Source organism: Flavobacterium ginsengiterrae (genome assembly GCF_039539785.1).
Taxonomy (GTDB): Bacteria; Bacteroidota; Bacteroidia; order Flavobacteriales; family Flavobacteriaceae; genus Flavobacterium; species Flavobacterium ginsengiterrae.
In genome coordinates this window covers 315,931-340,254 of record NZ_BAABDU010000002.1, presented here as the reverse complement: position 1 = coordinate 340,254, position 24,324 = coordinate 315,931, and the positions used below count along the sequence as shown (strand labels likewise).

General features: G+C 34.9%; 21 protein-coding genes. 10 read left to right on the top strand and 11 right to left on the bottom strand.

Going from position 1 to position 24,324, the window contains the following annotated elements:
• Positions 1 to 7: 7 nt before the first annotated feature.
• From ABD859_RS02295 to msrA, 4 genes are all read left to right on the top strand, one after another.
• Complete coding sequence (locus tag ABD859_RS02295) at positions 8 to 1,117, top strand: alkene reductase (protein WP_345139680.1); 1,110 nt, start codon at positions 8 to 10, stop codon at positions 1,115 to 1,117.
• Positions 1,118 to 1,221: 104 nt separating this feature from the next.
• Positions 1,222 to 1,920 (top strand): DUF1826 domain-containing protein, encoded by a 699-nt coding sequence (locus ABD859_RS02290; protein ID WP_345139677.1) that lies wholly within the window; start codon positions 1,222 to 1,224, stop codon positions 1,918 to 1,920.
• A gap of 178 nt (positions 1,921 to 2,098) precedes the next feature.
• Positions 2,099 to 2,794 carry a ribose-5-phosphate isomerase RpiA gene (gene rpiA, locus ABD859_RS02285; protein WP_345139675.1) on the top strand — a complete coding sequence of 232 codons (696 nt, stop codon included), beginning with the start codon at positions 2,099 to 2,101 and terminating at the stop codon, positions 2,792 to 2,794.
• Positions 2,795 to 2,938: 144 nt separating this feature from the next.
• A complete protein-coding gene (msrA, locus tag ABD859_RS02280) occupies positions 2,939 to 3,430 on the top strand; it encodes a peptide-methionine (S)-S-oxide reductase MsrA (RefSeq protein ID WP_345139673.1) in 492 nt (163 codons plus the stop codon).
• Between the two features lie 110 nt (positions 3,431 to 3,540).
• Here the strand turns inward: msrA and ABD859_RS02275 are convergent, their stop codons facing one another.
• Together ABD859_RS02275 and ABD859_RS02270 are read right to left on the bottom strand one after the other, a co-directional pair.
• Positions 3,541 to 3,804: a hypothetical protein gene (locus ABD859_RS02275; protein ID WP_345139671.1), complete on the bottom strand. Its 264-nt coding sequence runs from the start codon at positions 3,802 to 3,804 to the stop codon at positions 3,541 to 3,543.
• 69 nt (positions 3,805 to 3,873) lie between these two features.
• Positions 3,874 to 4,143 carry a hypothetical protein gene (locus ABD859_RS02270; RefSeq protein ID WP_345139669.1) on the bottom strand — a complete coding sequence of 90 codons (270 nt, stop codon included), beginning with the start codon at positions 4,141 to 4,143 and terminating at the stop codon, positions 3,874 to 3,876.
• Positions 4,144 to 4,269: 126 nt separating this feature from the next.
• Here ABD859_RS02270 and ABD859_RS02265 point away from each other — a divergent pair, with 126 nt between their 5' ends.
• From ABD859_RS02265 to ABD859_RS02250, 4 genes are all read left to right on the top strand, one after another.
• The gene (locus ABD859_RS02265; RefSeq protein WP_345139666.1) at positions 4,270 to 4,428 is read left to right on the top strand and encodes a hypothetical protein; all 159 of its coding nucleotides are present in this window, start codon (positions 4,270 to 4,272) and stop codon (positions 4,426 to 4,428) included.
• A 90-nt stretch (positions 4,429 to 4,518) separates the two neighbouring features.
• Positions 4,519 to 5,592: an L-histidine N(alpha)-methyltransferase gene (gene egtD, locus ABD859_RS02260; RefSeq protein ID WP_345139663.1), complete on the top strand. Its 1,074-nt coding sequence runs from the start codon at positions 4,519 to 4,521 to the stop codon at positions 5,590 to 5,592.
• Between the two features lie 10 nt (positions 5,593 to 5,602).
• On the top strand, positions 5,603 to 6,787 hold the full coding sequence (egtB, locus tag ABD859_RS02255; protein ID WP_425554218.1) for an ergothioneine biosynthesis protein EgtB: 1,185 nt from the start codon (positions 5,603 to 5,605) through the stop codon (positions 6,785 to 6,787).
• Positions 6,788 to 6,890: 103 nt separating this feature from the next.
• Positions 6,891 to 8,249, top strand: a complete 1,359-nt coding sequence (locus ABD859_RS02250; RefSeq protein ID WP_345139657.1) for an NAD-dependent succinate-semialdehyde dehydrogenase — start codon at positions 6,891 to 6,893, stop codon at positions 8,247 to 8,249.
• 90 nt (positions 8,250 to 8,339) lie between these two features.
• Here ABD859_RS02250 and ABD859_RS02245 read toward each other — a convergent pair whose 3' ends face one another.
• Positions 8,340 to 9,323: a zinc-dependent alcohol dehydrogenase family protein gene (locus ABD859_RS02245; RefSeq protein ID WP_345139655.1), complete on the bottom strand. Its 984-nt coding sequence runs from the start codon at positions 9,321 to 9,323 to the stop codon at positions 8,340 to 8,342.
• A gap of 97 nt (positions 9,324 to 9,420) precedes the next feature.
• Between ABD859_RS02245 and ABD859_RS02240 the strand changes: the two genes are divergently transcribed.
• Together ABD859_RS02240 and ABD859_RS02235 are read left to right on the top strand one after the other, a co-directional pair.
• Positions 9,421 to 10,257: an AraC family transcriptional regulator gene (locus tag ABD859_RS02240; RefSeq protein ID WP_345139652.1), complete on the top strand. Its 837-nt coding sequence runs from the start codon at positions 9,421 to 9,423 to the stop codon at positions 10,255 to 10,257.
• Positions 10,258 to 10,447: 190 nt separating this feature from the next.
• A complete protein-coding gene (locus ABD859_RS02235) occupies positions 10,448 to 13,702 on the top strand; it encodes an AsmA family protein (protein WP_345139649.1) in 3,255 nt (1,084 codons plus the stop codon).
• 83 nt (positions 13,703 to 13,785) lie between these two features.
• On the opposite strand, the gene ABD859_RS02230 is transcribed toward ABD859_RS02235, so the two are convergent.
• The 8 genes from ABD859_RS02230 to ABD859_RS02195 all read right to left on the bottom strand — a co-directional run bounded on the left by ABD859_RS02230 (position 13,786) and on the right by ABD859_RS02195 (position 24,314).
• A complete protein-coding gene (locus ABD859_RS02230) occupies positions 13,786 to 14,307 on the bottom strand; it encodes a hypothetical protein (protein ID WP_345139646.1) in 522 nt (173 codons plus the stop codon).
• A gap of 163 nt (positions 14,308 to 14,470) precedes the next feature.
• On the bottom strand, positions 14,471 to 15,775 hold the full coding sequence (locus ABD859_RS02225) for an ATP-binding protein (RefSeq protein ID WP_345139643.1): 1,305 nt from the start codon (positions 15,773 to 15,775) through the stop codon (positions 14,471 to 14,473).
• Positions 15,776 to 15,778: 3 nt separating this feature from the next.
• Complete coding sequence (locus ABD859_RS02220; RefSeq protein ID WP_345139640.1) at positions 15,779 to 16,597, bottom strand: peptidoglycan-binding protein; 819 nt, start codon at positions 16,595 to 16,597, stop codon at positions 15,779 to 15,781.
• A 31-nt stretch (positions 16,598 to 16,628) separates the two neighbouring features.
• Positions 16,629 to 20,762 carry a phage tail protein gene (locus ABD859_RS02215; RefSeq protein WP_345139637.1) on the bottom strand — a complete coding sequence of 1,378 codons (4,134 nt, stop codon included), beginning with the start codon at positions 20,760 to 20,762 and terminating at the stop codon, positions 16,629 to 16,631.
• A 35-nt stretch (positions 20,763 to 20,797) separates the two neighbouring features.
• The gene (locus ABD859_RS02210; RefSeq protein ID WP_345139634.1) at positions 20,798 to 21,997 is read right to left on the bottom strand and encodes an eCIS core domain-containing protein; all 1,200 of its coding nucleotides are present in this window, start codon (positions 21,995 to 21,997) and stop codon (positions 20,798 to 20,800) included.
• A gap of 35 nt (positions 21,998 to 22,032) precedes the next feature.
• On the bottom strand, positions 22,033 to 22,893 hold the full coding sequence (locus ABD859_RS02205; RefSeq protein ID WP_345139631.1) for a DUF6734 family protein: 861 nt from the start codon (positions 22,891 to 22,893) through the stop codon (positions 22,033 to 22,035).
• Positions 22,894 to 22,911: 18 nt separating this feature from the next.
• Complete coding sequence (locus ABD859_RS02200; RefSeq protein WP_345139628.1) at positions 22,912 to 23,739, bottom strand: DUF6734 family protein; 828 nt, start codon at positions 23,737 to 23,739, stop codon at positions 22,912 to 22,914.
• Complete coding sequence (locus tag ABD859_RS02195; RefSeq protein ID WP_345139626.1) at positions 23,736 to 24,314, bottom strand: hypothetical protein; 579 nt, start codon at positions 24,312 to 24,314, stop codon at positions 23,736 to 23,738. Before ABD859_RS02195 ends, ABD859_RS02200 begins: the two co-directional genes overlap by 4 nt.
• Between the last annotated feature and the right edge of the window lie 10 nt (positions 24,315 to 24,324).

The window sequence follows — 24,324 nt, the reverse complement described above, 5'->3', positions numbered from 1 at the left end:
AATTAAAATGAAGTATGAAAAGTTATTTCAACCGTACAATTTAAACGGAATTCCATTAGAAAACCGCTTTTTAATGGCTCCAATGACGCGATCAAGAGCTTCACAGCCCGGAGATATTCCGAATGCTTTAATGGCGGAATATTATGCACAGCGCAGTACAGCCGGACTCATCATTACAGAAGCGACTCAGGTTTCTTTGCAAGGAATGGGTTATGCTAAAACACCCGGAATTTACAGCAAGGATCAAATAGAAGGCTGGAAATTAATAACAGATGCGGTACATAGAAAAGGAAGCAAAATATTTTTGCAGTTGTGGCATGTGGGCAGAGTAAGCAGTGCAAAAGTTAACGGATTACAGCCTCTCGCGCCATCGGCATTAATGGCTCAAAATACCAGTGTTTATATTTTTGACGGCGCAGCAAATGGCGACGCCACTTTTGTTCCCGTAGACGAACCAAAAGAAATGACGAAAGCCGATATCAATAAAGTTATTGCAGAATTTGTACAAGGCGCCAAAAATGCCATTGAAGCTGGTTTTGACGGTGTCGAAATTCACGGTGCAAACGGTTATTTGGTTGATCAGTTTTTAAGAAGCAACAGCAATAAAAGAACCGATGAATACGGAGGAACAAAAGAAAATAGAATTCGTTTTTTAATAGAAATTTCAAAAGCTGTTGTTGCAGCAGTTGGAAAAGAAAAAACAGGAATACGTCTTTCTCCTTTCATCAGTTTTAAAGACATGAATGATCCCGAAATTCTGGAAACCATAATGCTGGCTGCAGCAGAACTGAATAAACTGCAAGTAGCATACATTCATCTTTGCGAAGCCGATTGGGACGATGCTCCTCAAATTCCAAACGATTTTAGAAAGGAACTTCGACAAACATTTAAAAATACTATAATCGCTACAGGAAACAAAACTCCCGACGAAGCCGAGTCTCTGCTTCAGGAAAATTTAGTTGATTTAGTTGGCTTTGGCAGAAAATTTTTGACAAATCCAGATTATCCTCAAAAAGTAAAACACAATGCGGTATTAAATGAAATTTCAGATAATCATACTTTATTTGGCGGCGGTACGGCGAGAGGTTATACCGATTATCCTTTTATGCAAATATAATTACAGATTTAAAGCCCAAAATTTGAGGCTCTAAAAATGCGTAATTGAATACTGATGCATATTTTTGTAATGAAATGAACAAATTAATTTCTTAATACATAATTATGCATCATATATTTTCTGCCAGCAGTCAAATTGGTATGGTATCTACTTTCTCTGAGCTTGTACAGACTGATTTAAAAGGAGAAGTAAACGCGCTTTGCTGGTACAGAAATTTGGAAGGCGATTTTAATGAGATTGTAACCAAGTTATCTTTAAAAGAAAATATAACAGAAGTTTTTCCTGAAGATTTAATTGCACTCCAGCTGTCAGAAAAAGGAAATACAGCACGGGAAATAATTTTAAATGATTTGCAATTATTAACTGATTTTGGAGCTTCTCCCGCTCTTAATCTGCTCAAGTGTTATGAGCGTGATGATGAATTCGATTTCATCTCAACAGATGTTTATTCATTTCACGTTGATCGTTCGCCTATTGCAACAGATACTTTTTTGTGTACTTATCATGGAGCGGCCAGTGATATTATTTCTAATTCAGAGGCTGAACAGAAAATTTTAATTCCTGAAATCCGTACAAAACTAAAAGAACTTCATACCGGAACCGACGAAGAATTCGAAGACTTTTTAAAGGAGAATTACTTTGATTTACATTATCAGGCACTTCAGGATGCGAAACCTGTTAATTTAGGATTAATGCATCTTTGGCGTTTGGCTGTAGATCATCCAAAACAACAAGTGCCGCCGTGCATTCACAGAGCTCCAAAAGAAAATGAAGGCGAATACAGACTGTTATTGATTTGCTAAATCAAATTCCCAAATAATCAATGATTTAAAGAATTGGACTTATTTACGGCCTATTTTCAATTTAATCTTTAATTGAAAAGTTTAAGTTTTTGATTATATTTAATGATGATTGCTGCGAGATAGAAATGCAGTAATTTGTTTTTGGTTAAGTAGTTTAGTCTGCTGTTATTTGTTTGTTATGAAAAAAAGAGTTGATTTAGAGAAAGAAAAACTGCTTGCCGCAAGAGAAGCGGTAAAATTAATCGAAAATAATATGATAGTTGGACTTGGAACCGGTTCAACAGCTTATTATACAATTTTAGAAATCGGGCAAAGGGTTAAAGAGGGGCTTAAGATTAAAGCAATTGCCACTTCCAGACAAACTGAAGAACTTGCCGCTTCTTTAAAAATCGACTTAATTGATATAAACAGCATGGATGCAATAGATGTAACAATTGATGGTGCCGATGAATTTACATCTGATTTACTGATGATTAAAGGAGGCGGCGGCGCTTTGTTTCGCGAAAAAATTGTATTGTCTCTTACCACAAAAAAAATCATCATTGCTGATTCTTCCAAAAAAGTAGAAAAACTGGGAAAATTTAAAGTACCTGTTGAAACGGTTCCATTTAGTTCCCGTTATGTTTTAAGTCAGATTGCATCAATTGGCGGGAATGGCGAGATAAGAAAGAAAGAAGGTAAAGTATTCGTAACTGATCAGGGTAATTGTATTGTTGATGCTGATTTCGGTTTGATCCATGATCCTGAGTCTTTAGCTAAAAATTTAAATCAAATTGAAGGCGTGCTGGCACATGGACTTTTTATAGGACTGGCAGATAAAATAATAATGGGTAATGGTGATGATACAGCAGTTTTTGAAATGCAAAAATCGTAGTCTGAACATTAGAAAATATCTGTAATTTTTATCTATATTGTAATAAGAATTTAGAATTACTGATGCTTAATATTTATAGATTAATGCACTAATTTTATATTGAAAAAGAAAGTTATAAATTAATATACTTTAGAAAATAGAAACATGGAATATTTAAAAAAAGCATATATAGCCGGAGGCTGTTTCTGGGGAATGGAAGATTTATTCAGGGTGCGTCCCGGAGTGGTCGATACAGAAGCCGGATATATAGGAGGAGAAAATGAAAACCCAACCTACGAAAACCATCCCGGACATGCAGAAGGGCTGGAGATTACTTATGATACACGTCAGACTTCCTTTAAGGAACTATTGGATTACTTTTTCCGTATGCATGATCCTACAACAGTAGACAGGCAGGGAAATGACAGAGGATCAAGCTACAGATCTGCTATTTTTATTCAGGATGAAACCGAGAAAGAAACGGCAAAAGAAGTAATTAAGATTGTAGATGATTCTGGCAGATGGAACGGTGCTGTCGTAACAGAGCTGGAGCCTTTTACTAAATTCTGGCCGGCCGAACAGTATCATCAGGATTACCTTGTGAAAAATCCAAATGGATACACCTGTCATTTCGAAAGGTTCGGCACTTTTCTGTAAAGTATGAACACATATAGAAATTAAATTAAAAGCTGTATAGATTCTATGAATTTGTGCAGCTTTTTCATTATATAACTACATGCTGACTGAATTACAAAAAGCAGGCAGAATTAATTCAGACCGGCAAAATTAAGACAGCTTTCGTCTGTAGACTGGTCTAATGTTATCAGATTAATATCAGACAGGAACAGCAATAAATCCATAACATGCGACTGATATGTTTTTTCTGCAGAAAAAACTTCATATGAAAACGCGTTTTCGTTTTCATAAGTGTAAATAAAAAGGCACAGTTCTTCAAACGGTACTAGACGGCCTTCGTTTATAGAAAGATAACGATATATCTTTGCTGGCAGATGAAAAGAATTGATAGTCATGATTCGTCGTTTTATATTATATACGAAATCAGACCGGAATTAGTTTTAATCTGGTTTAATCTTTTCTGCTTAATAATATGTTTGCTCTACATATGGATTGAAGACATCAGCATTCCATCTGCTGTCATTATAACCATTTTTAATATAATCGTCAGGATCAGGATCCAGTATGTTTTCGTTTCCGCGGCTTTCGATTCCGTCGCCATATAAAAATTCGCAGTCAAAATCAGGTTCGTCTTCATGTCGACTGTATAGAGAAGTAATATTGTTTATTGCCGGTTTTTTATGATAAAAGGCGTCGCCGATAAATTTCATACCAGATGATTGTGATAGTTTCATAATTTAATAAGTTACAAGTAGTTGTTTAACATTTATTCAAAAATAGACAGAACGAGAACCTTTTAAATTATAGAATTTCGGCGAGGGTTTATATAATTTCAGAATGATAACCGAGTACAGCTCAACATGTTTAAAAATCTGTTTTCATTTATTCCGAATTCTGAATGGAATTTTGATCTTGAAGACTGCGATACTATTTTAAGATTAGTAAGTAACGAAGTGACTGCACAACAAATTATTGATTTTATTAATGAGCTTGAATATGAATGTCTGGAATTGGAGTAAAACTGGATTTGTAATGACAGCAGATTGATTTTTTTGAGTTAAGATTCATTTTGATAAGAAACCTGTTTCAGAAACATAAAGCGTATCTTTATGGGAAAGAAGCTTTTAGTTCCCTTTATAAATATCATAAATGGAATTGGTTTTCATAAAAATATCAAAATAGAAAAGACCATGAATTTATCAAATACATTTACTGCCGGCATTATTGAAACAGCAGAAGAAAATACCAGTCATTTTTTGGAAGATGTGCTGGACGGACTTAGTCAGCATCCTAAACATTTACAATCAAAATACTTTTACGATCAGCGCGGAGACAGGCTTTTTCAGGAAATCATGACCCTGCCTGAATATTATCTCACCCGCTGTGAGATGGATATCTTTAAACATAAAACTACAGATATAGCAGATGGAATCAGGGCAGATCAGACGCCTTTTGATTTAATTGAACTGGGAGCAGGCGATGCTTCAAAATCAATGTATCTGCTGAGGTATTTAAACGAACAGAATGTTGATTTTACGTATATGCCAATTGATATCTCCGGAAATATTCTTTCAATTTTAGATAAAAAACTTAAAGAAAATATTCCTGATTTAGATATACAGTGTCTTGAAGGTGAATATTTTGAAATGCTGCACAAAGCGGCCCAGCTGTCGTCGCGCAGAAAAGTGATTCTTTTTTTAGGAAGCAATATAGGCAATATGGAACTCGACGAAGCTTATCAATTTTGTTTAGAGCTACGTAAAAATCTCAATAAAGGAGATGTAGTTATGATTGGTTTTGATTTGAAAAAAGAACCCAACACGATTTTAAATGCCTATAATGATTCTAAGGGAGTAACAGCTTCCTTTAATCTGAATTTGCTGGAACGTATTAATAAAGAGCTGAATGCAGATTTTATTGTAGATCAGTTTGAGCATTATGAAACGTATGATCCTCTTACTGGTGCCTGTAGAAGTTATCTGATTAGTCTTCAGGAGCAAAAGGTGACTGTGAGAGACAAAACATTTCATTTTGATGCGAATGAGCCTATTTATATGGAGGTTTCCCAGAAATTTTCCGACGAAGATATCGAGAATATGGCCGCTAAATCCGGATTCCAGTTTGTACACAATATTAAGGACAACAAAGAATGGTTTATGGACGCTTTCTGGACTGCAGTTTAATACAATCCAAATGAATATGGAAACAATAGTTAAAAATGATACGCAATTATTACTGGCGCAGTATAATAAAGTACGCAGACATTCAGAACAAATATGCAGTCCGCTGGAAACAGAAGATTATGTAGTTCAGCCCATAGTTGATGTAAGTCCGCCTAAATGGCATTTGGGACATACCACTTGGTTTTTTGAAACTTTTATTTTAATACCTCATTTTTCAGGATATAAAGTCTTTAATTCTCAATATAATTATGTGTTTAACAGCTATTATGAAACTGTAGGAGCGCGAGTTGTTCGTACGGATCGTGGTAATTTGAGCCGTCCTTCCGTAGCCGATATTTACACATACAGAGCTTATGTAGATGAGCAAATGGAAGCCTATTTACAAGAAGCTGTGCTTACAGATGAGATTTATTCAATTTTCGAACTCGGTTTAAACCATGAGCAGCAGCATCAGGAACTGCTGCTAACGGATATTAAATATATTTTAGGACATAATCCGTTGTTTCCTCCATATAATGAAAATTATTCAGGTAATGAAAAACCAGATGTAGATTCAGGATTTATTTCAATGCCTGAAGGCATGTATGAAATTGGTTTTAAAGGTACAGGCTTTAGTTTTGACAACGAATCTGCACGTCATAGTAAATATCTGGAAGCTTTTGAAATTTCATCTTCACTGGTTACAAATTCAGAATATCTGAAATTTATGCAGCAAGGTGGCTATGAGAATTTTATTTACTGGCATTCTGAAGGCTGGGACTGGGTTAAAGAACATCAGGCAAAAGCCCCTTTATATTGGCATTTTATTGACGGCAGCTGGAAATATTATACTCTTAAAGGATTACAGGAAATTGATCCTGACGAAGCGGTTTGTCATATAAATTTTTATGAAGCATCTGCTTTTGCTGCCTGGAAAGGTATGCGTTTGCCGCTTGAAGAAGAATGGGAAGCCGCCAGTAGTTTTTTCAATTGGGGAAATAGGTGGGAATGGACGGGAAGCGCCTACCTGCCGTACCCAAGGTATAAAAAGGAAGCGGGAGCCATTGGGGAATATAATGGTAAATTTATGGTAAACCAAATGGTTTTGCGCGGAGCTTCTATTGCCACGCCCGAAGGGCATAGCCGAAGTTCTTACCGTAACTTTTTTCACCCCAGACATCAGTGGCAGTTTTCAGGAATTCGTTTAGTGAAATAAAGGGATCTCAGGAAAATAATTTATTCGAAAAAGTATTAAAAATTCAAATAAGTTGTAACTTTTACGATCTAATTTAATAATCTAGTGTGATAAAAAAAGAAAGATGATACAATCTATAAATCCTTATAATCAGGAATTGGTATACGAAACTGCAGAGTTTGATGTCAGCGATGTTGAAAATGCTGTAAACAAGGCAGATGAACAATATAAAAAATGGAGGGAAGTTTCCTTTGCAGAACGTTCAAAATTAATGCAAGCTGCGGGTCGTGAACTAAGAGCAAACTCTCAGGAATATGCCAAAATTATTACTCAGGAAATGGGAAAGCCTATCAAACAGGCAGAAGCAGAAATAGAAAAATGTGCAAAGTTGTGTGATTATTATGCAGAACACGCTTCTAAACATTTGGCTGATAAGATAATTGAAACAGATGCACAAAAAAGTTATGTAACTTATGAACCAATTGGAGTTGTTCTTGCAATAATGCCGTGGAATTATCCTTTCTGGCAGGTAATGCGATTTGCGGTTCCAGCGTTGATGGCGGGAAATGTCGGGATTTTAAAACATGCCAGCAACGTGATGAAAAGTGCCGCAAGTATCGAAAAAGTATTTAAGAAAGCAGGTTTTCCCGACGGATGTTTTACAAATCTTCCTGTTAACAGTAAGATGGTGGAAGGCATTATAAGAAATCCAAAAGTTAAAGCGGTTACTTTGACCGGAAGCGAAGCAGCAGGAAAATCTGTAGCTGCCATTGCGGGAAGCGAAATTAAGAAATCGGTGCTTGAACTGGGAGGAAGCAACGCTCTTATAGTTTTTGCAGATTGTGATCTGCAGAAAACGGTGAGTACCTGTGTTGAAGCTCGTTTTCAAAATGCCGGACAAAGCTGCATTGCAGGAAAACGTCTGCTTGTAGAGTCTTCAATTGCTGAAGAATTTACAAAAGCCTTTCTGGACTCGGTTAAAAAACTTAAACCGGGAGATCCTATGAGCGAAGACACTACAATAGGCACTATGGCTCGTATTGATCTTGCCGAAGAACTTGAAAAACAGCTTAAGACTGCATTAGATCAAGGAGCAGAAATTCTGTTAGGAGGTAATAGAGATAAAGCGTATTTCGAACCAACAGTTTTAGGAAATGTTACAGAAGAAATGGAGGTTTTTACAGAAGAAATTTTTGGTCCTGTTATAGGCATTACAACTTTTGAGAACGAACAAGAAGCTGTCCAGCTTTCAAATGCAAGCCCTTTTGGACTTGGTGTCACAATATTTACGAACGATCTCGACAAAGCAGCCAGATTGATACCCAGATTTGATGATGGAGCAGTATTTGTAAATGAACTTGTAAAAAGTGATCAGAGGCTTCCTTTTGGCGGAACAAAGAAATCAGGATATGGCCGTGAACTTTCTCAGGACGGTATTCAGGAATTTGTAAATAAGAAGACCGTTTATATTAAGAAGTATTAAGTGTCTTGTAATTTCGGATCTAAAAAAACTGATAAGATAAATTTCTCTGCCAAATCTTGCAAATCATATTTGGCAGAGAAATTTAGTTTTTTATTCAATATTAATCACAACTTTTCCTTTTGCTGTTCCATTTAGTATAGAGGCGTAAGCTTCCTCAATGGTTTCAAGCGAGTAATTTTGAGGATCTACAATTGGAATCACTTTTCCTGTTTCTACTAATTGTGCCGCTTCTTTTAAAATCAGACCATGCTCTTTTCTGTTTTTTCCTGAAATAAGCGGATATAAGGTAAAAACTCCTGAATATGTTGCACCGTGAAAAGAAAGAGGAGCAAGACTATGATTTCCCCATCCAAGAATGCTTATTACATGACCTTTATATTGTTTTGCCGCCTTGAATGAGTTATCAAGAGTTGTACCTCCAACAGTTTCATAAATAATATCAAAGCCTTCTCCGTTAGTGTGTTTCGCAATATAATCTTCAGGAGAAGAAGTTGTATAATCAATTGGAATTGCACCATATTCTTTGATTAAATCGATGTGAGCAGTAGAAACTGCTGCGAAAACATTTGCGCCTTTTGCAATCGCAATTTGTGTGGCAATATGTCCAACTCCGCCGGCACCGCCCTGTATTAATACATTATGACCAGCTCCAACCTTTGCTCTGTCAATAAGTCCTTCCCAAGCAGTAATAAAGATAAGGGGGAGAGCAGCGGCTTCTTTAAAACTAAGATTTTTTGGTTTTAAAGCCAGTAAATCTGCATCAACTGAAGCATATTCTGCTAATGAACCCTGAACGCCTCCAACACCGCCTGTCATTCCGTAAACTTCATCGCCGGCTTTAAAATTTTTAACACCTTCGCCAACCGCTTCTACAATTCCGGCCATATCGATACCCGGAATTGCAGGAAGATTGACCTGCGCATGTGCCGCCTGACCTTCTTTTATTTTTAAATCGAGCGGATTAATACCGCTGGCTTTAATTTTAACCAAAACCTGTCCTTTTCCTGCAGCAGGTTTTTTTATATCACTTAATGTATAGACTTCACCAAAATTTTCTAATACTAATGCTTTCATTTTGTTGTTTTTTATTGTTGATTATTACATCGCAAAGTTCCGTCAGACTGTTTTTTGTGAGTTGTATAAATCCATGTTTTTTGTGTAATTTTAGGCTATGGTAAAAGATCATTTATGGATGCCGTTTGAGTTGGTTTTAAAAGAAATGCTGGATGTTTGTCCAAGAGGACTTCATGCTCATACCTTTTTTGAACTGGTGTATATTGTTGAGGGAACAGGAAAACAACATATAAATGAACTGGCACTGAATTACAAACCCGGAGATCTTTTTTTGGTCGCGCCAAATGATCAGCATATTTTTCATATTGAAAAACCAACTCAGTTTTTCTTTATTCGATTTAATAACATTTTTGTGAAATCAAATGAAAAAGAGCTTGAGTTGTTTGATCGTCTTGAAATGATACTAAAAAATGTGGGACACGAACCAGGTTGTATCATTAAAAATGATAAAGATGCACAATCAATAAATAGTTTAATGAATATCCTGATTCAAGAGCAGTTAAACCACGGATTTTACGAGAAAGAATTATCAATTCAGCTGGTTAACAGTATTTTGATTATTATAGCGCGAAATGTTCATCAAGATTATCCGGAACAAATTACTGAAACTACAGATCAGAAAACCATTCATATTCTTCAATATATTCAATCTAATATTTATGCTCCCGAAAAACTAAGGGCAGAGTCTATTGGGCAGGAATTTGGCATATCTTCCACATATCTTGGAAGTTATTTTAAAAAACATACTAATGTAAGCCTGCAGCAATATATTTTAAATTATAAATTAAAATTAATCGAAGACCGTCTTTTACACAGCGATATGCGTATTTCTGAAATAGCCGATGTTTTTGGATTTACAGATAAAAGTCATCTAAATCATATTTTTAAAAAATATAAAGGCATAACACCTTCTGAATTTAGAAATGATAAATAATTTTTCATTATCATAAAACATTTTTCGGTTTAAAATTTTACTGCTTTTTTTTAAGTAATCTGTATTATTCTTGAACATAAAATCCGAATAAAATTTATAATTGTTATTTTTGAGTTAATATATCATTCAAGATTTTTTCTTGGCAGGTAAATCTATATTTTTAAAATCTTAAAACGATATCTTTTAAAAAATGACCAGGAAGTTCTTAAAGAAAACTGCAATTACAATTACAATCTTATTTTTACTTTTAATAATCATCCTGACAATTGTTCCCTATATATTTAAGGATGAAATAAGAGATAAACTCCAAAGCATAGCTAATGAAAAACTGGACGCGCAAGTACGTTTTGATGAAATTGGACTTTCTGTTTTTAAACATTTTCCGGCTTTAACTGTTTATGCAAAAAATGTCAGCGTAGTTAATAAAAAGACTCAATTTACATCAGCAAATGTTGTTAAAGCAGAAAGAGTATCTGCCGGAGTAAACTTTTACAGTTTATTAAAAGGTAAAATTGTTTTAGATGCTGTCTATCTGGATGAAGCTAATTTAAACCTTGAAATAGACGCTAAAGGAAATGCCAATTTTAATATTGTTAAGCCTTCAAATTCTGCAGATACTACCGAAACTGAATTTAATATCAAACGAATTGTTATAAAGCAGACAAATATTTCATACAATGATAAAAGCGCACTTTTAAAATTTAAGGTTCAGGATCTTAATTATAAAGGAACCGGAGATTTGAGCGCAGCATTATTTGATCTTGATTCAAACGTCAAAATAAAGTCATTTGATTTTAGCTTAAACGGTGTTGATTATGTACGTAATAAACCGGTCAATGCTGAAATTATTACCTACATTGATGCTAAAGCATTAAAATTTAAGTTTGAACGAAACGTTATTCGTATTAAAAATTTTCCATTTTCATTTAATGGTCATTTTGCGTTTATAAAAGGCGGATATGATTTTGATCTGCGTATGCAGTCTAAAAATTCTACATTAGAAGAAATGCTTTCTCTTGTGCCTCCTGTTTACGACAAGTGGCGCGAACAAATGACAATTACCGGTAACATTGACTTTAGAATATTTGCAAAAGGAAAATATATGCAGGATCAGTCAGAAAAGCCAATTGTTTCTGCTGATTTACAAATTAATAATGGTGCGATAGCTTATAAAAAAATTAAAGAACCAGTAAAAGATATCAATATATCGGCCAAAGCGCAGGTTAAAGATTTAGATATTAATAAATTAAAATTTGATTTAGACAACTTGTCTTTTAATCTGGATAAAAAGAAAACAACAGTTAATTTTCATTCAGAAGGTTTCAAAAAACTAAAAATTAAAACCGCTGTAAAAGCTGATTTAGATTTGGCAAAATTAAAAGATGCCTTAAATCTCAATGAACATGATATTAGAGGAGAGGTTGCGTTAGATTTAAAAGCCGACGGTGTATTTTTAAGAGATTTAGGTTTCAGTCAGTATTTTAATAAAACAGATACCATTATAAAAAGTATTCCGAAATTTCAATTAAATGCAAGTTTAAAAAACGGATATGTTAAAAATATCAAGAAACCAGATGCAGTAAAAAACATAAACTTAAATCTAAGTTTAACTGCAAAAGACAGTATATTACGGAATGTTTCGGGTAAAATAACCAATTTAAACGCCGAGGCTCTGGATAATTTTGTCCGCGGGCGTTTTGAACTCCACAAATTATATCCGTTTACTGTAGATACGGAATTAGAATCTAAAATCAACTTAGCGCAAATCCATAAATTTTATCCTTTAGACAGTTTAGAAGTTAAGGGAGATTTAAATTTAAAAGTCAGCTTGCACGGGATTTTAAATCGTAAACAGAAAAAATATCCATCATCAAGAACAGTAATAAATATTAAAAATGGCTATTTAAAATCGCTTAAATATCCTAAAATACCTGTCGAAAATATAAATATAAATGCTGCGGTTACTAGTGAAAAAGGAACTGGAGAGGATTTAAATGTAAAATTACAGCCTGCCGAATTTGTTTTAGCCGGGTCGCCTTTTAAAGTTCAGGGTGAAGTAAGCAATCTTTATGATTTGGTTTATAACATCAAAACTCAGGGAACTTTAGATGTTGGAAAATTAACGCAGATATTTCCTGTGAAAGACATGAGTATTTCGGGAGTTATTCAAACCAATCTTATCGCTAAAGGTTCTAAAAAAGATATTGATGCCAAAAATTATGACAATATTAAAAATGGAGGAAAACTGGAAGCCAGAAATTTAGTAATTAAAAGCGCCATGTTTCCAGAGCCGTTTGAGGTTTCAAAAGGAACATTTAAATTCTTTAAAGACAAGATGCGTTTTGAAGAATTTAATCTTACTTATGGAAAATCCGATGTTGTTTTAAATGGATACATTCATAATGTATTGCGATATCTGTTTAATCGAAAGTATTTACGCCAGTCCAACGAAAAGCTTAAAGCCGATATTAACCTGTCCAGCAATCAAATTAATGCGAACGAGTTTTTTGAGATGATTGCCAAATATACAGACCAGAAAGCGGAAGAAGAAGCCATGTTGAAAACAGATTCTACTTCTGTAAATACGATTGCTAAAAACACTGCAGATAAAAACAAAAACTATGTAATTAGAATTCCAAGTACTGCCGATCTTAAGATTTCAGCAAAAGTCAATAATCTTCAATTTGATACTTATAAGATTCAAGATTTTATTGGAACACTTGTCGTTAATGAGCGAAAAGTTCAGGTAACCGAAGCTGCTTTTAATATGGCGGGTACCAAAATAGCAATGACAGGTGATTATAAAGCACAGCATCGTCGTTTAGCTAAATACAATGCGAATTTTAAAGCCAGCAATTTTGATATTCAGCGTGCTTATGCAGAGATTCCTATTTTTGCTGAGTTAGTAAGTATGGCTAAAGATGCTTACGGATTAGTTTCTGTTGATTACCAGCTTGGCGGCAGTATAGATGAGAATATGAATATTGATTTTAAATCTATTGATGGCGAAGGAACTTTAACTCTGGAGGATATTAAATTTAAAAACTTTAAACTTCTAAACCATGTAGCGAAGAAAGCTGATGCTGCCGATTTAGAAAAAGCTTCATTTAATAAAATTGCAATTCATTCTGCGATAAAGAATAATGTAATGACTATTACGCCAACAACCATGAAAATGGCTGGATTTAGAGGTAAACTGGAAGGTCAGGTTACAATGGATGGTAAAATAAATGTAGGTTTTCGTTTAGGACTGCCGCCAATGGGACTTATTAATATTCCGATGAAAATTACCGGAACGGCTGACAATTTTGAAATTTCAACTGGTAAATTTAAAGAAGATACAACTTTTGCAGAAGAAAGTGAACTTAAAAACCTTCGTCCGGAACGCCGCAGATCCAGAGAAAGAGATTCTTTGAATATAGCAGGTTCAAATGCAGAAAAATAAAAATATTTCAAACAAGAATTTCTATATAGGAAAGGAGTAGAAGCGAGGAAAAGGAAGTAAGGTTTATTAAGAAGAAAACTTAATTAAATACCATTTGCAGCATTAAAATTTTCTGCAGCTGTATGAAGCAGAGCTTCCTTTTTATACACCGCAGTGTATAGCAATTTTTTCTGGTGCGCAAGTGCAATAAGATTATTTTGGGCGATATTAAGTTCATTATTCTTCAGCTCTGAAAGAAGTGCCTGCTGTTCTATTTCTTTTCGGTCGAATACGTGAAGTGCTTTTAAAGCTTTGTAATACTCGAGAGTGGCAATTTTAAGGGGTTCTCCCTCTGTAACATCATTAGTAGAAAGTTTGTTAATATCATCTATTAGTTTATCAAACTCTATGGCTTGTTGATCTACAGCTGCTAAAGCACCTTTATAATCATCATTTACCAGATAGTTCAGCTTTTTTTCACCTGAACCATTTTTTCCAAGAATAATGTCAAATGCCCTGCGTTCTGATTTTGCAAGTGATTCCTTAAAATCAACCGCTTTTGATGATTTACAAGAACTCAGAGTTATAAATAGAAATGCTGTTACAAAAAGACTAAACCTCATCATTATTATAGTTTTATTGGTTTTAAATACAATAGCAAAATCCTTAAAATATTGCTTGTTAATTCATTAACCTTTTTAAAGTCAATTTCTAAGATAGTGATTTTAAATTTTATTTCAAGGCTGTTTGTACATTTTGTTGAGATTTAAAAAGTCGGTAATTATTCAACTACATCATTTTTCCCTCTTTTGCATACTCTTTTTTAATTCCCTGAAGTAAATGATTAAGGTTGATGCTTTTGTTTTGGTCTTCTAAAGTTCGCAGACAGGCATATTGAATAATGTTAACAATATTTGCGCCTGTAATATCGTATTTTTTTGAAAGTTCATTAAGATTTACATCTTCATCAATTTTAATTCCTTTTGGCAGATTATTTTGCCACAATTTTAAACGTTCGCCGTAAGAAGGTACTTCAAACTCAATTATAGATTGAAATCTGCGGGTAAAAGCAGCATCAATATTGGTTTTAAAATTAGAAGCCAGAATAACCAATCCGGGATGATTTTCGATGCGCTGCAGTAAATACGAAACTTCCTGATTGGCATATTTATCATGCGCATCTTTAACACTTGTTCTTTTTCCGAAAACAGCATCGGCTTCATCAAAAAACAAAATCCAGTCTTTATCGGCCGCTTTATCAAAAAGAGAAGAGAGGTTTTTTTCGGTTTCGCCAATGTATTTTGAAATCACCATCGACAAATCAATTCGGTAAACATCTCTCTGCGTATATTTTCCTAAAAGTGAAGCTGTCAGCGTTTTTCCAGTTCCGGGAGTTCCGTAAAACATGACTCTGAAACCAGGTTTTATCTTCGCTTTCATATTCCATTCGTGAAGCAGAATATCGTTGAATTTAAGCCAGGTTTCTATTTCTTTTATCTGATTTAAAGTATTGGAATTTAAAACCAAATCGTCCCAGTCTAATTGTGTTTCTATTAATTGGGCTGGGAAAATACTGCTTAGCTGCGGTTTCAGGATTTTTCCGGTTATGAATTTTTCAATGTATTCATCTTCTAAAATTAATAAACCGCTTAGTTTAGGTTCGCCTTTTGGAACTGATTCTATTTTTATAATTCCTTTTTTATAAAGATAAGATTGATTGTGGAGGTAATTATAAAATGAAATTCTATTTTCGAGATCGTTTCCGGCAATTAAAAACTGAGCCGTTTCGCCAGTTGGCAAAATACCACGATGATTTTTTGTTTTTATTCCGCCAAACTCTGGCAGTTCGCCGCCATTTGGCAGATATTCGGCAATAACCGAACTCAAAAAATCAGGTTTCATGTGCGGAACCAGAGATAATCCTAAAATAAGAATATCAAATTCGGTTAGATTATTTTCTATGATAAATTCGTTTATAAAACCATTTGCATCGATTTGATTCAAAACAGGTTTTTCCGTCGGATTTTCGACCTGAAAAAGAATATCAAGCTGAAATACGAATTGGTTTTTTAGATATGTAAATACATTTTCCATTTTCTATACTAATGATTCGATTGAAAAGAAATCAAGTTTTGATTGTTTGTAATTTCTGATTTTGTTCATGACTGCATTTCCATTATTAGAACCGCCGGCATTGGTATTGCCTTCGATAGTTTCAATAGTATCGGCATGAACAGCAGTTACAATTCCGGTATGAATCCAGTCGTTTGGTGTTTTTTGAAGAAGAAATATATCGCCTGGTTTTATTAAAGCCGAATTAGTTCTGGCAGTTTGATATCGGGTTAATATCTTTTTTTGAAGACCTGTTGTACCAACTGTATCGCAGCTGTACGTTAAAGGCATCAGAGTTTTAAAGTTTTTCCCCTGAATTGAAGCTGCCTGATCGATAATGGCTTCAACAAAACCCATACACCAAAACCAATCCGTTCCTTCATGTCCGTCCATATAACTTCGAACCCAAGGTCCTGTATTGCTTTGATGATTTATAACAAGTTCAAAAGGATGATTTTCAAGATGATTTTGAGCTGTATTTAGAATTAATTCTCTTAAATTACTTCCTGATATATTGGTTTCAAAAGCATTTTTTAGCGGAGATACAAGTTCATCAAATACATTTTGATCTACAATTCCGTTTTGAGGCAGACCATTCGCTTTTTGAAAATTCAATACTGCTTTTTCTGTTGCAGGACCAAAATCGCCATCGATATCGGTCGCTGTTCCTGAACTTGGATTTTGCATTGCAAATAAACTAAGCCAGGACTGAATTTTTTCAACGTCTTTTTTGTTATTATCAGCTCCTTTTCTTTTTTGCGGTGCTTTGATAAGAAGTTCTTTTTGGTAGAATATTTTTTGCATGATTATTTTTTTTATGTTATTACATTATCACTTAATTCTTTAAATCTTCAGGTTCTTTACTGCAATTAATTGTTGAAGTATTGGTATCGTTTTTATTTGATGTAACCTGATCCGCAACCTTATCTGCTTCAACTTCGTATTTATCTTGCGATTTGCCAATGTTAAGTTTTGCCAAAAGTCTTCTGCTGTCAAGTCTTCTTCTTCTATCTTCAATGCTCAGCAATTCGTCCGCTACTAATCTAAGAACATCATTAAATTGTTGCGTTGCAGCATCTTCTATCTGACTTAAGGTTGGTTTTGGAGTTCCTGTTTCACCTCTTCTCTCACCATTTGTTTTTGTACAGCCAGGCATTGTTTTATTATTCTCATTAATTACCGCTGTGTTAGTTCTTGAAACAGCATTATCTTTAGCATCTTCTAATGGTTCGAGAATTCTAGCAAGAATATCACGAGCATTTGATAAGGCATTTCTATCTCCTGATTCATATCTTGCTCTTTCTCTATTAAACATTGCAGAAATATTAACATTAGAAACTGCTCTTGTAAAATTGGCACTTACAATATTATCTTGAACGGTCTTCTCACGAGCGGAGTCATGATAGATCATTATTGTAGTTTGTTGATTATCTTCACTCCAACCTCTTTCAGGGAGATATAACGCCAGAGCTTGCCACAAAGATCTTCCTGTTGCAAAAGGTAAAATATGCTCTGATTCAAGCCAGAAAATTTCTGGTCCGGATCTTAAGCTTGAGCCTTGAGATCCATGCTTTGCAATATTACCAATATTTGGTGCACTTGTACCTGGCTCATTACAGTTTGATTTTTTCTTGGTTTTTTTAGTTGCCATCTGAACAATGGGTGCATATTCAAATTCCCAATCTTCACCTGAATCTTTAACAGAAGAAATATTTATAACAGATGAATGATCCCTATTAACCTTATTTTTAATTGCCTGAGCTTCATCAGCAGTAACTTCTCCTTCATCGGCTTCTTTTACACTTTCTGAATCAATTTCTGCTAAAGCTCCTGCAATTGCACCAGAAGGTGTTGGCTCAGGTTGACTTCTTCCCATAACTCTGTCCAACAAAGCCATTCCTCGATCTACAGCCTGATTCACCAGCCAAGTAAGCGCTTCATCGACCATTTGCTGAACAGAAATAATCATTTCGCCAATTCTGGCGCCAATACCGGTTAAACCAACCTGATTTGCAAGGAAACCAATTACGACCGGCATGGCTTGTCCCATGGTTCTTTCTAGATAATCTGCAGCTGTGGCGACATTACCTCGGGCAAGATCGGCTACACCGTTTACAAACGAATTGACAACTTCGAGCATTTCTCGCAGGTATTTAATAAAACTTTGTATCGCATTAAAGAAAGCCATAGCGCCGTTTATAACAGCCATGATTCCCGTTGGATCTAACATACTTAAAAGTCTGGCCGTAATTCTGTTTACAATACGTTCCATGACAAAATTTTTGACGGCATCGAGAACTGTATTCCATAAGTTACTAAGCTGTTCTTGTATTTTATCCCAAATAGCTGCCATACCACGTTCCTGAACATCTTTAATAAATGTCCAGATACCTTCGAGGGTATTAATCATACTTCGGATTCTGGCAACTCTTGCTGGTCCAATTCGTGGATGCGCCGCTAGTTTTTCCCAGATTTTTTCCATCGAGATATTCAGCACTTCCATAACCCAGGTAATTACGCCTTTTAATGAAAAATCTGTAAGCACCGGAATATTGGCATCTTTTAACTCGCTCATCAGCCAGCCTGTTACACCATTTATTAAATGGGTTACGATATTGTCAAAAAACTGAACAAATCCCTGTTTAAGCGCTCTGAGTATATTTTTTAAGAAACCAATAGGATCTTTCTTAATATCATCTATAGCTTCTAAAGCTCTGGTAATAATGTTTCCTATAAGATCGAATGGGAAATTCATTATTTCTAGAATAGCCATTATTACAATTCGAACAATTTCTGCTACAAAAGCAATTAATCTGCCTATAGGTTCTCCAAATTTGTCAATGATTCTCATGAAAGCATCTATAGGATGAACCAGGTCATCAATAGTCATAGAATCCCAAATGTCGGTAAACAATTGTATGATAGATTGCGGCGTCATGTTGAGCGTTGCTACAGCAGCTTCAATTTCGCCTGTAATTCTCGCTATTGCACCAGTTTCAACCATTTGTGCATATTGTTCTTCTCCGCCATCCATAAGGCTCATAAAGCCTTTTATCATATTTGGAATTGTGCGAGGTACGACTTCTTGTGTAAAAGGATCTTTTCCTATAATAACTTTTACTAATGAATAACCTCTTACAGTTTTGGCCTGATCTGAAAGCCATCCTAATAATGATTCTTTAACGAGTTCTAATACTTTTAGTGCTACGCCAGAGGCAAAATCCCAAACTCTTTGCAGAAATCCGCCGGCCTGACTGGCAAGTGCTGCAAGATTATCACCAATATTTGCCAGATTTGAAGGCTGAATAGCATCCCAGGCTGCGGTTATAAGTCCGCGGAGTTCACCTAATAGCGAATTGAAAGTTCCAACCTGAGTATCAAGCCAGTCAGCAGTTTTTTGCAGTGTGCCTTTTTCGCGCATTTGTTCAAGCTCTGTCTGCTTATCTATCAGCATTAAGAAATCTTCTAATATTTCTACAGTTGTAGCAGTAACTTCCTGATCGCGTAACGGATCGTATTTGATTATTTTTTTAAGGAGTGAATACGCTTTGTTTTCGGCTAATAATGGTTCTGCAACATCAATCAATGCTTCTTTTATCCAGGTAATAATCTGGTCAACAAGTGATGATGCAAAATTACTTACACGACTTACTAAGTCATTAAATTTAGTTCTGACAACATCTATAAAAGTTGAAAATGTAGATTCGTCCCAAGCATCTTTAACGAGGTCGAGTAATGCATCCATACTAAGACCCACTTCGCTCAAACGACTATTAACCCAGTCAAAAACACGATCTATAATACCATATTCCTGCAGTTTATCAAATATGGCTGTGCCAAAAGGAACAAGTCCCATAAATCCTTCAATAAGATTAATGGCGTTTCTTTCGACATTTACATCATTCAAAGGATCATAGCCTGCTACAACTGTAAGCAGTGTGTAACCGGGAATATGTCTGACGTTGTTTTTTATAAAATCAGGAATAGCAATAGACAATAATGAACCCTGAATCATTTCTGGAGCAGGGGAGACAGGTTCTGCTTTTTTTCTAATTGCGGCGCCTTGTTGTATGGTGTGTGTTAATTCGTGAGCAAGTAAATGTTTACCATCTTTTGAATTTGGATTGTATTTTCCTTCGTTAAAATAAATATTGTTTCCGGTTGCAAAAGCCTGAGCTCCTAACTGCTTATTCATTTGAACAGCATTAGAGTCATTGTGTATGCGGACATTACTAAAATCAGCTCCAATACCGGACTCCATTTCGGATTTTACTTTTCCGGATAGAGGAGAACCGCCGCCTTTACTGCTGTTTAATTTAGATTCTAAATTAGAATTATCGCTTGGGTTAGTACCACCAGAGGCACTTTTTTGTATTTGTTTTTCGTCGTCTTTAGCCTGTTTATCTTCTTCTTTTTTCTGCTGCAGGTTTTCTTCTTCTCCTTTATTTTGGATTAAAGGTTTAATTGAAGATGTTTTTACAGGAACAGTTTCTGGTTTTTTAACTTCTGCCTTATTCTGAATTGTCTCTTCTTTTTTCTGTACTTTATCTTCGAGTTTATTCTGAATTAAGGTTTTTGGCGCAGAAAAAGCTGAATTGATTTCTCGTTTTTCCGGTATTCTGGTATCGAGTTTATTTTGTATTAAATCCTCTTTTAGCTGTACAAGTGGTGTTATGGCTGTGGGTGCAGTTTTTTTCTGCAGTACTTTATTTTGTTCGTCTTGTTTTTGAACATTTCCCGCCAGTTTTTTTTGTGCTGCCGGCGATGGCGAAAAGAAAGTTTCTGCATTTGCGTTTTGTCTATTGGCAACTACATGATCTGCGACTCTGTCAGCTTCTGCTTCATATTTATCATTTGATTTTCCTATGTTGAGTTTTGCCTGAACACCAAAAAAAGATTCCTTCCCTTTGTCATGATTTGACGAAGAGTGCGAAGGATTCGTATTTGTTTTTTTGGTTAAGACTGGCATATTTAATTATTGTATTCTATAGAAAATCATTTTTGTTATGTTGCATTTATGCTAATGTTTCCTGTTAAGCTGCAATGGGTTGGATCGCCATTATAGCCGCCCAGATAAATTTCGACATAATACGTACCGCTGCTTAAATCAGATACTGAAGCGTTTCCTCCGCTTAATGAAATGGTTTCGCTGAGTACATTGCTGTCAAACCAATAATCGACACTGCGATATATTTTAACTTCTATTGTATTGGCAATATCACTGCATCTGGGAGGTCCAACCCAAGCCAGATTTGAAGTTACTGATATAGAACCGCCGCTTCCAACGCTAAAGTTGCTGGATGTGCGTTTATGCGTTGTCCATTGTGTTATATTCCAAGGTATTGTTGACAATTGAACAATATCTTTTTTCTGAACATTATTTGATGTTTTGCCTCCTGTTTGCTGTATGGTATGTGTGAGTTCATGCGCAAGTAAATGTTTACCTTCTTTGGATTCTGGATTGTATTTTCCTTTATTGAAATAAACATCGTTTCCGTGTGTAAAAGCTTGTGCGCCCAGTTGTTCGCTCATTTGAACTGCTTTGCTGTCCGTATGGATGTTTACATTGCTGAAATCGGCTCCAAAACCAGATTCCATTTCCTGTTTTGTGTTTTTGTCCATACTGCTGCCACCGCCTTTTGAACTGTTGAGATTGCTTTCGACTCCTTCATTTACAGAATTTGATTCATTGAATTTGGCCTGAACTTCTTCTTTTTTCTGAGCTTTTTTGTCTTCGGCTTCACAGTCGGCACATTTTTTCTGCACTTTCTTGTCTTCCTCTTTTTCTCCCTTTTTCTGTACTTTTTTATCTTCTTCCTTATCCGATTTTTTTTGAACCTTTTTGTCTTCCTCTTTTTCTCCTTTTTTCTGAACTTTTTTATCTTCTTCCTTATCGGATTTCTTTTGTACTTTTTTGTCTTCCTCTTTTTCTCCCTTTTTCTGCAGAGGCTGTTCTTGTGCGAGATCTTGTTTTTGAACCGTCGAAATGGTTTCAGAAATAGGTTTTTGCTGTACAGCTTCTTCACTTTTTGATTGTAAAAGCCCGCCCGTTTTACGCTGGTTAACCACTTTGTCAGCAACATTATCGGCTTCTGTTTCGTATTTGTCTCCAACAGTGCCCGTAGTTAGTTTTTTTTGAACTTTTGGTCCAAAAAAAGCAGAAGGGGAGTTGTTCGTTATTTTTTTTTGTTCAAATTCTCTCATGATTATTTACCATTTTGGATTGATAATTTCCTTAACTAAACCAACTGCGGATTTTCCGCGATTACACCTTCTTTCTCTAATGCATTTTTTATCTGCTTGTACCAATACGGAAATATTTTAGAGAGCCGAAGTTCAATTTCGTCAACAACATATTTTTCATATTTTTTCATTCCAAAAAAATGAGAATACCCAATAGTATCGGCATATTTTCCATTCTCTGTCAGGGTTTCTCCTTTCAATAATATTGTTGGATTATTGTTTTTATAATTCAACAGTGATGCAAGCGTATATTGTTCTATTAAAATGCAGGTTTCATAACCTTCTTGTTTTAATACATCAAAGTTCTTTTGGTTTTCTATGTATATTTTCTCTAAATCATAATAGCTTTTTATGAACTCATCGCGGAGTTTAAGATCGTTAAAACCAAATATCCCGCAATTGTATGAATAACCTAAATTGGTGTTCCAATATGGCAGATTCTGAGTGTATTTGCTAAATAATTCTACCTGTTTCCTGTAATGAATTTCATAAGTGTCTTCTTTGCGTTCTACGATTACATCCTTAAAACTAAAATCTATTTTTTTCTTAATAAATATGTCTGTGTCTATATGTACAAATGGTTCTGTCTGCAGTTCCATGGCATTGATTTTCGATTTCATCCAAAGTTCAATTCTGTTCTCATTTTGCATTTTGGTAACCGCACAAGGAAGCATATTCAGGAATTTAAAACCTATTTCGTCTACGTAAAGCTCAATTTCTTCATACCACATATGACTATATAATACACTTAGAGCAGTCATATAGATGGTTTCCTTTAGTTTGTCTCCCATATTCCATCTGTTGTTCATTATAGGAAGCACATCAAGGCTGTAAATCATCTTGTGTCTTTGTTTCATATAGAGATGTTTATTGTTTTAAACGATGCCTTCTTTTGCTAAAGCACTTTTTACTTCTTTGTACCAATACGGAAACAGTTTTGAAAGCCTGTTTTCTATTTCCTGTACAATATCGATCCTGTATTTTTTTTGACCTGCAATGTGTGTATAACCAATTTTATCTGCCAGCTGACTGTTTTCGTATAAGTTTTTTTTCCAGAGCAATAATGTGGGTTTGATATTTTTATGATGTAATAGCGAAGCGAGATTATACTGCTCCAAAACAATGCAGGGCTCTATTCTGGTTATTCCCGGATTGTTGTTTTTTATAAAAATATCTTCCAAAGTATAATATGCCTCCAGAAACTCATCCCGAAGTTTTAAGTCTCTAAAACCCAATACACCGCAGTTAAAAGCATATCCTAAATCGGGTTTCCAATACTCTAAATCCTGTGTATATTGATTAAAAAAATCCAAACGATACTGGTACATTCCATATAATTCGTAATCGTTTTGTTCGACAATTACTTTATCAAAATCAAAATTTATTTTCTTCTTTATAAAAGCGTCATTGTCAAGATGTATGAAAGGTTTGGTTTGTTTTTCCATAACATCAATTTTCGATTTCATCCAAATGACAGTGTCTTCATTACTGGTAATTTTAGTAACCCGGCAGGGAAGCATATACAGAAACTTATAAGCAGTTTCATCAGCATAAAGTTCGATGTCCTGATACCACAAATGGCTGTATAGAATACTTAAAGCAGTCGAATAAATCGTTTCTTTAAATCTATTGCCTTCGTTCCATCGGTTATTGCTGATAGGAAATGCATCTAAACTGTAAATTATCCTAGGCTCTCCCTTCATAAAATATTTTTTTTAATGGTATGAATTAAGTTTTTCTCTTCAAGGAAAGTTATATTGTTGTACAAAGAAGCTTTTCGGCTGTGTTTGTACAATCGTCTCCATTGATAATCGATTCCTTTTACCTGAGAAGTATTGAGATGTATTTCGCTGTTATGATTTTTTTTGCTCTCTTCAAAAGAAGTATGCCAGACCATTTTACCCAGCAAAGGCGACTGTATATGTTCTGCATTAGAAAAATCCCTTGGAAAGCTGTCTATATTAATGGAAGTTTCACCAACTCTGAATATATGCACCAATGCTTCTCCGCTTTTAGTTTTATAGTATTTAGAGAAATATCGTTTGGTTTCCAGTTTGCTCATCATGGGTTGTAAATCCATTTCGTTTTCAAAAATCAGATCGATATCATTAATGGTAATGTCGTAATATTCACGAAGGTTCAAATAGTCTGCAATGCCTCCGCAAAAGACTACTTTAGATAGGTTTACATTATTGAATAAAAATTCTAAAGCCATTTGCTGAAAGCCGCGGATATTTTTTTTATCATGTTCTAAAAAAGAGGTGTTTTCAACATTCATATTCTTAATT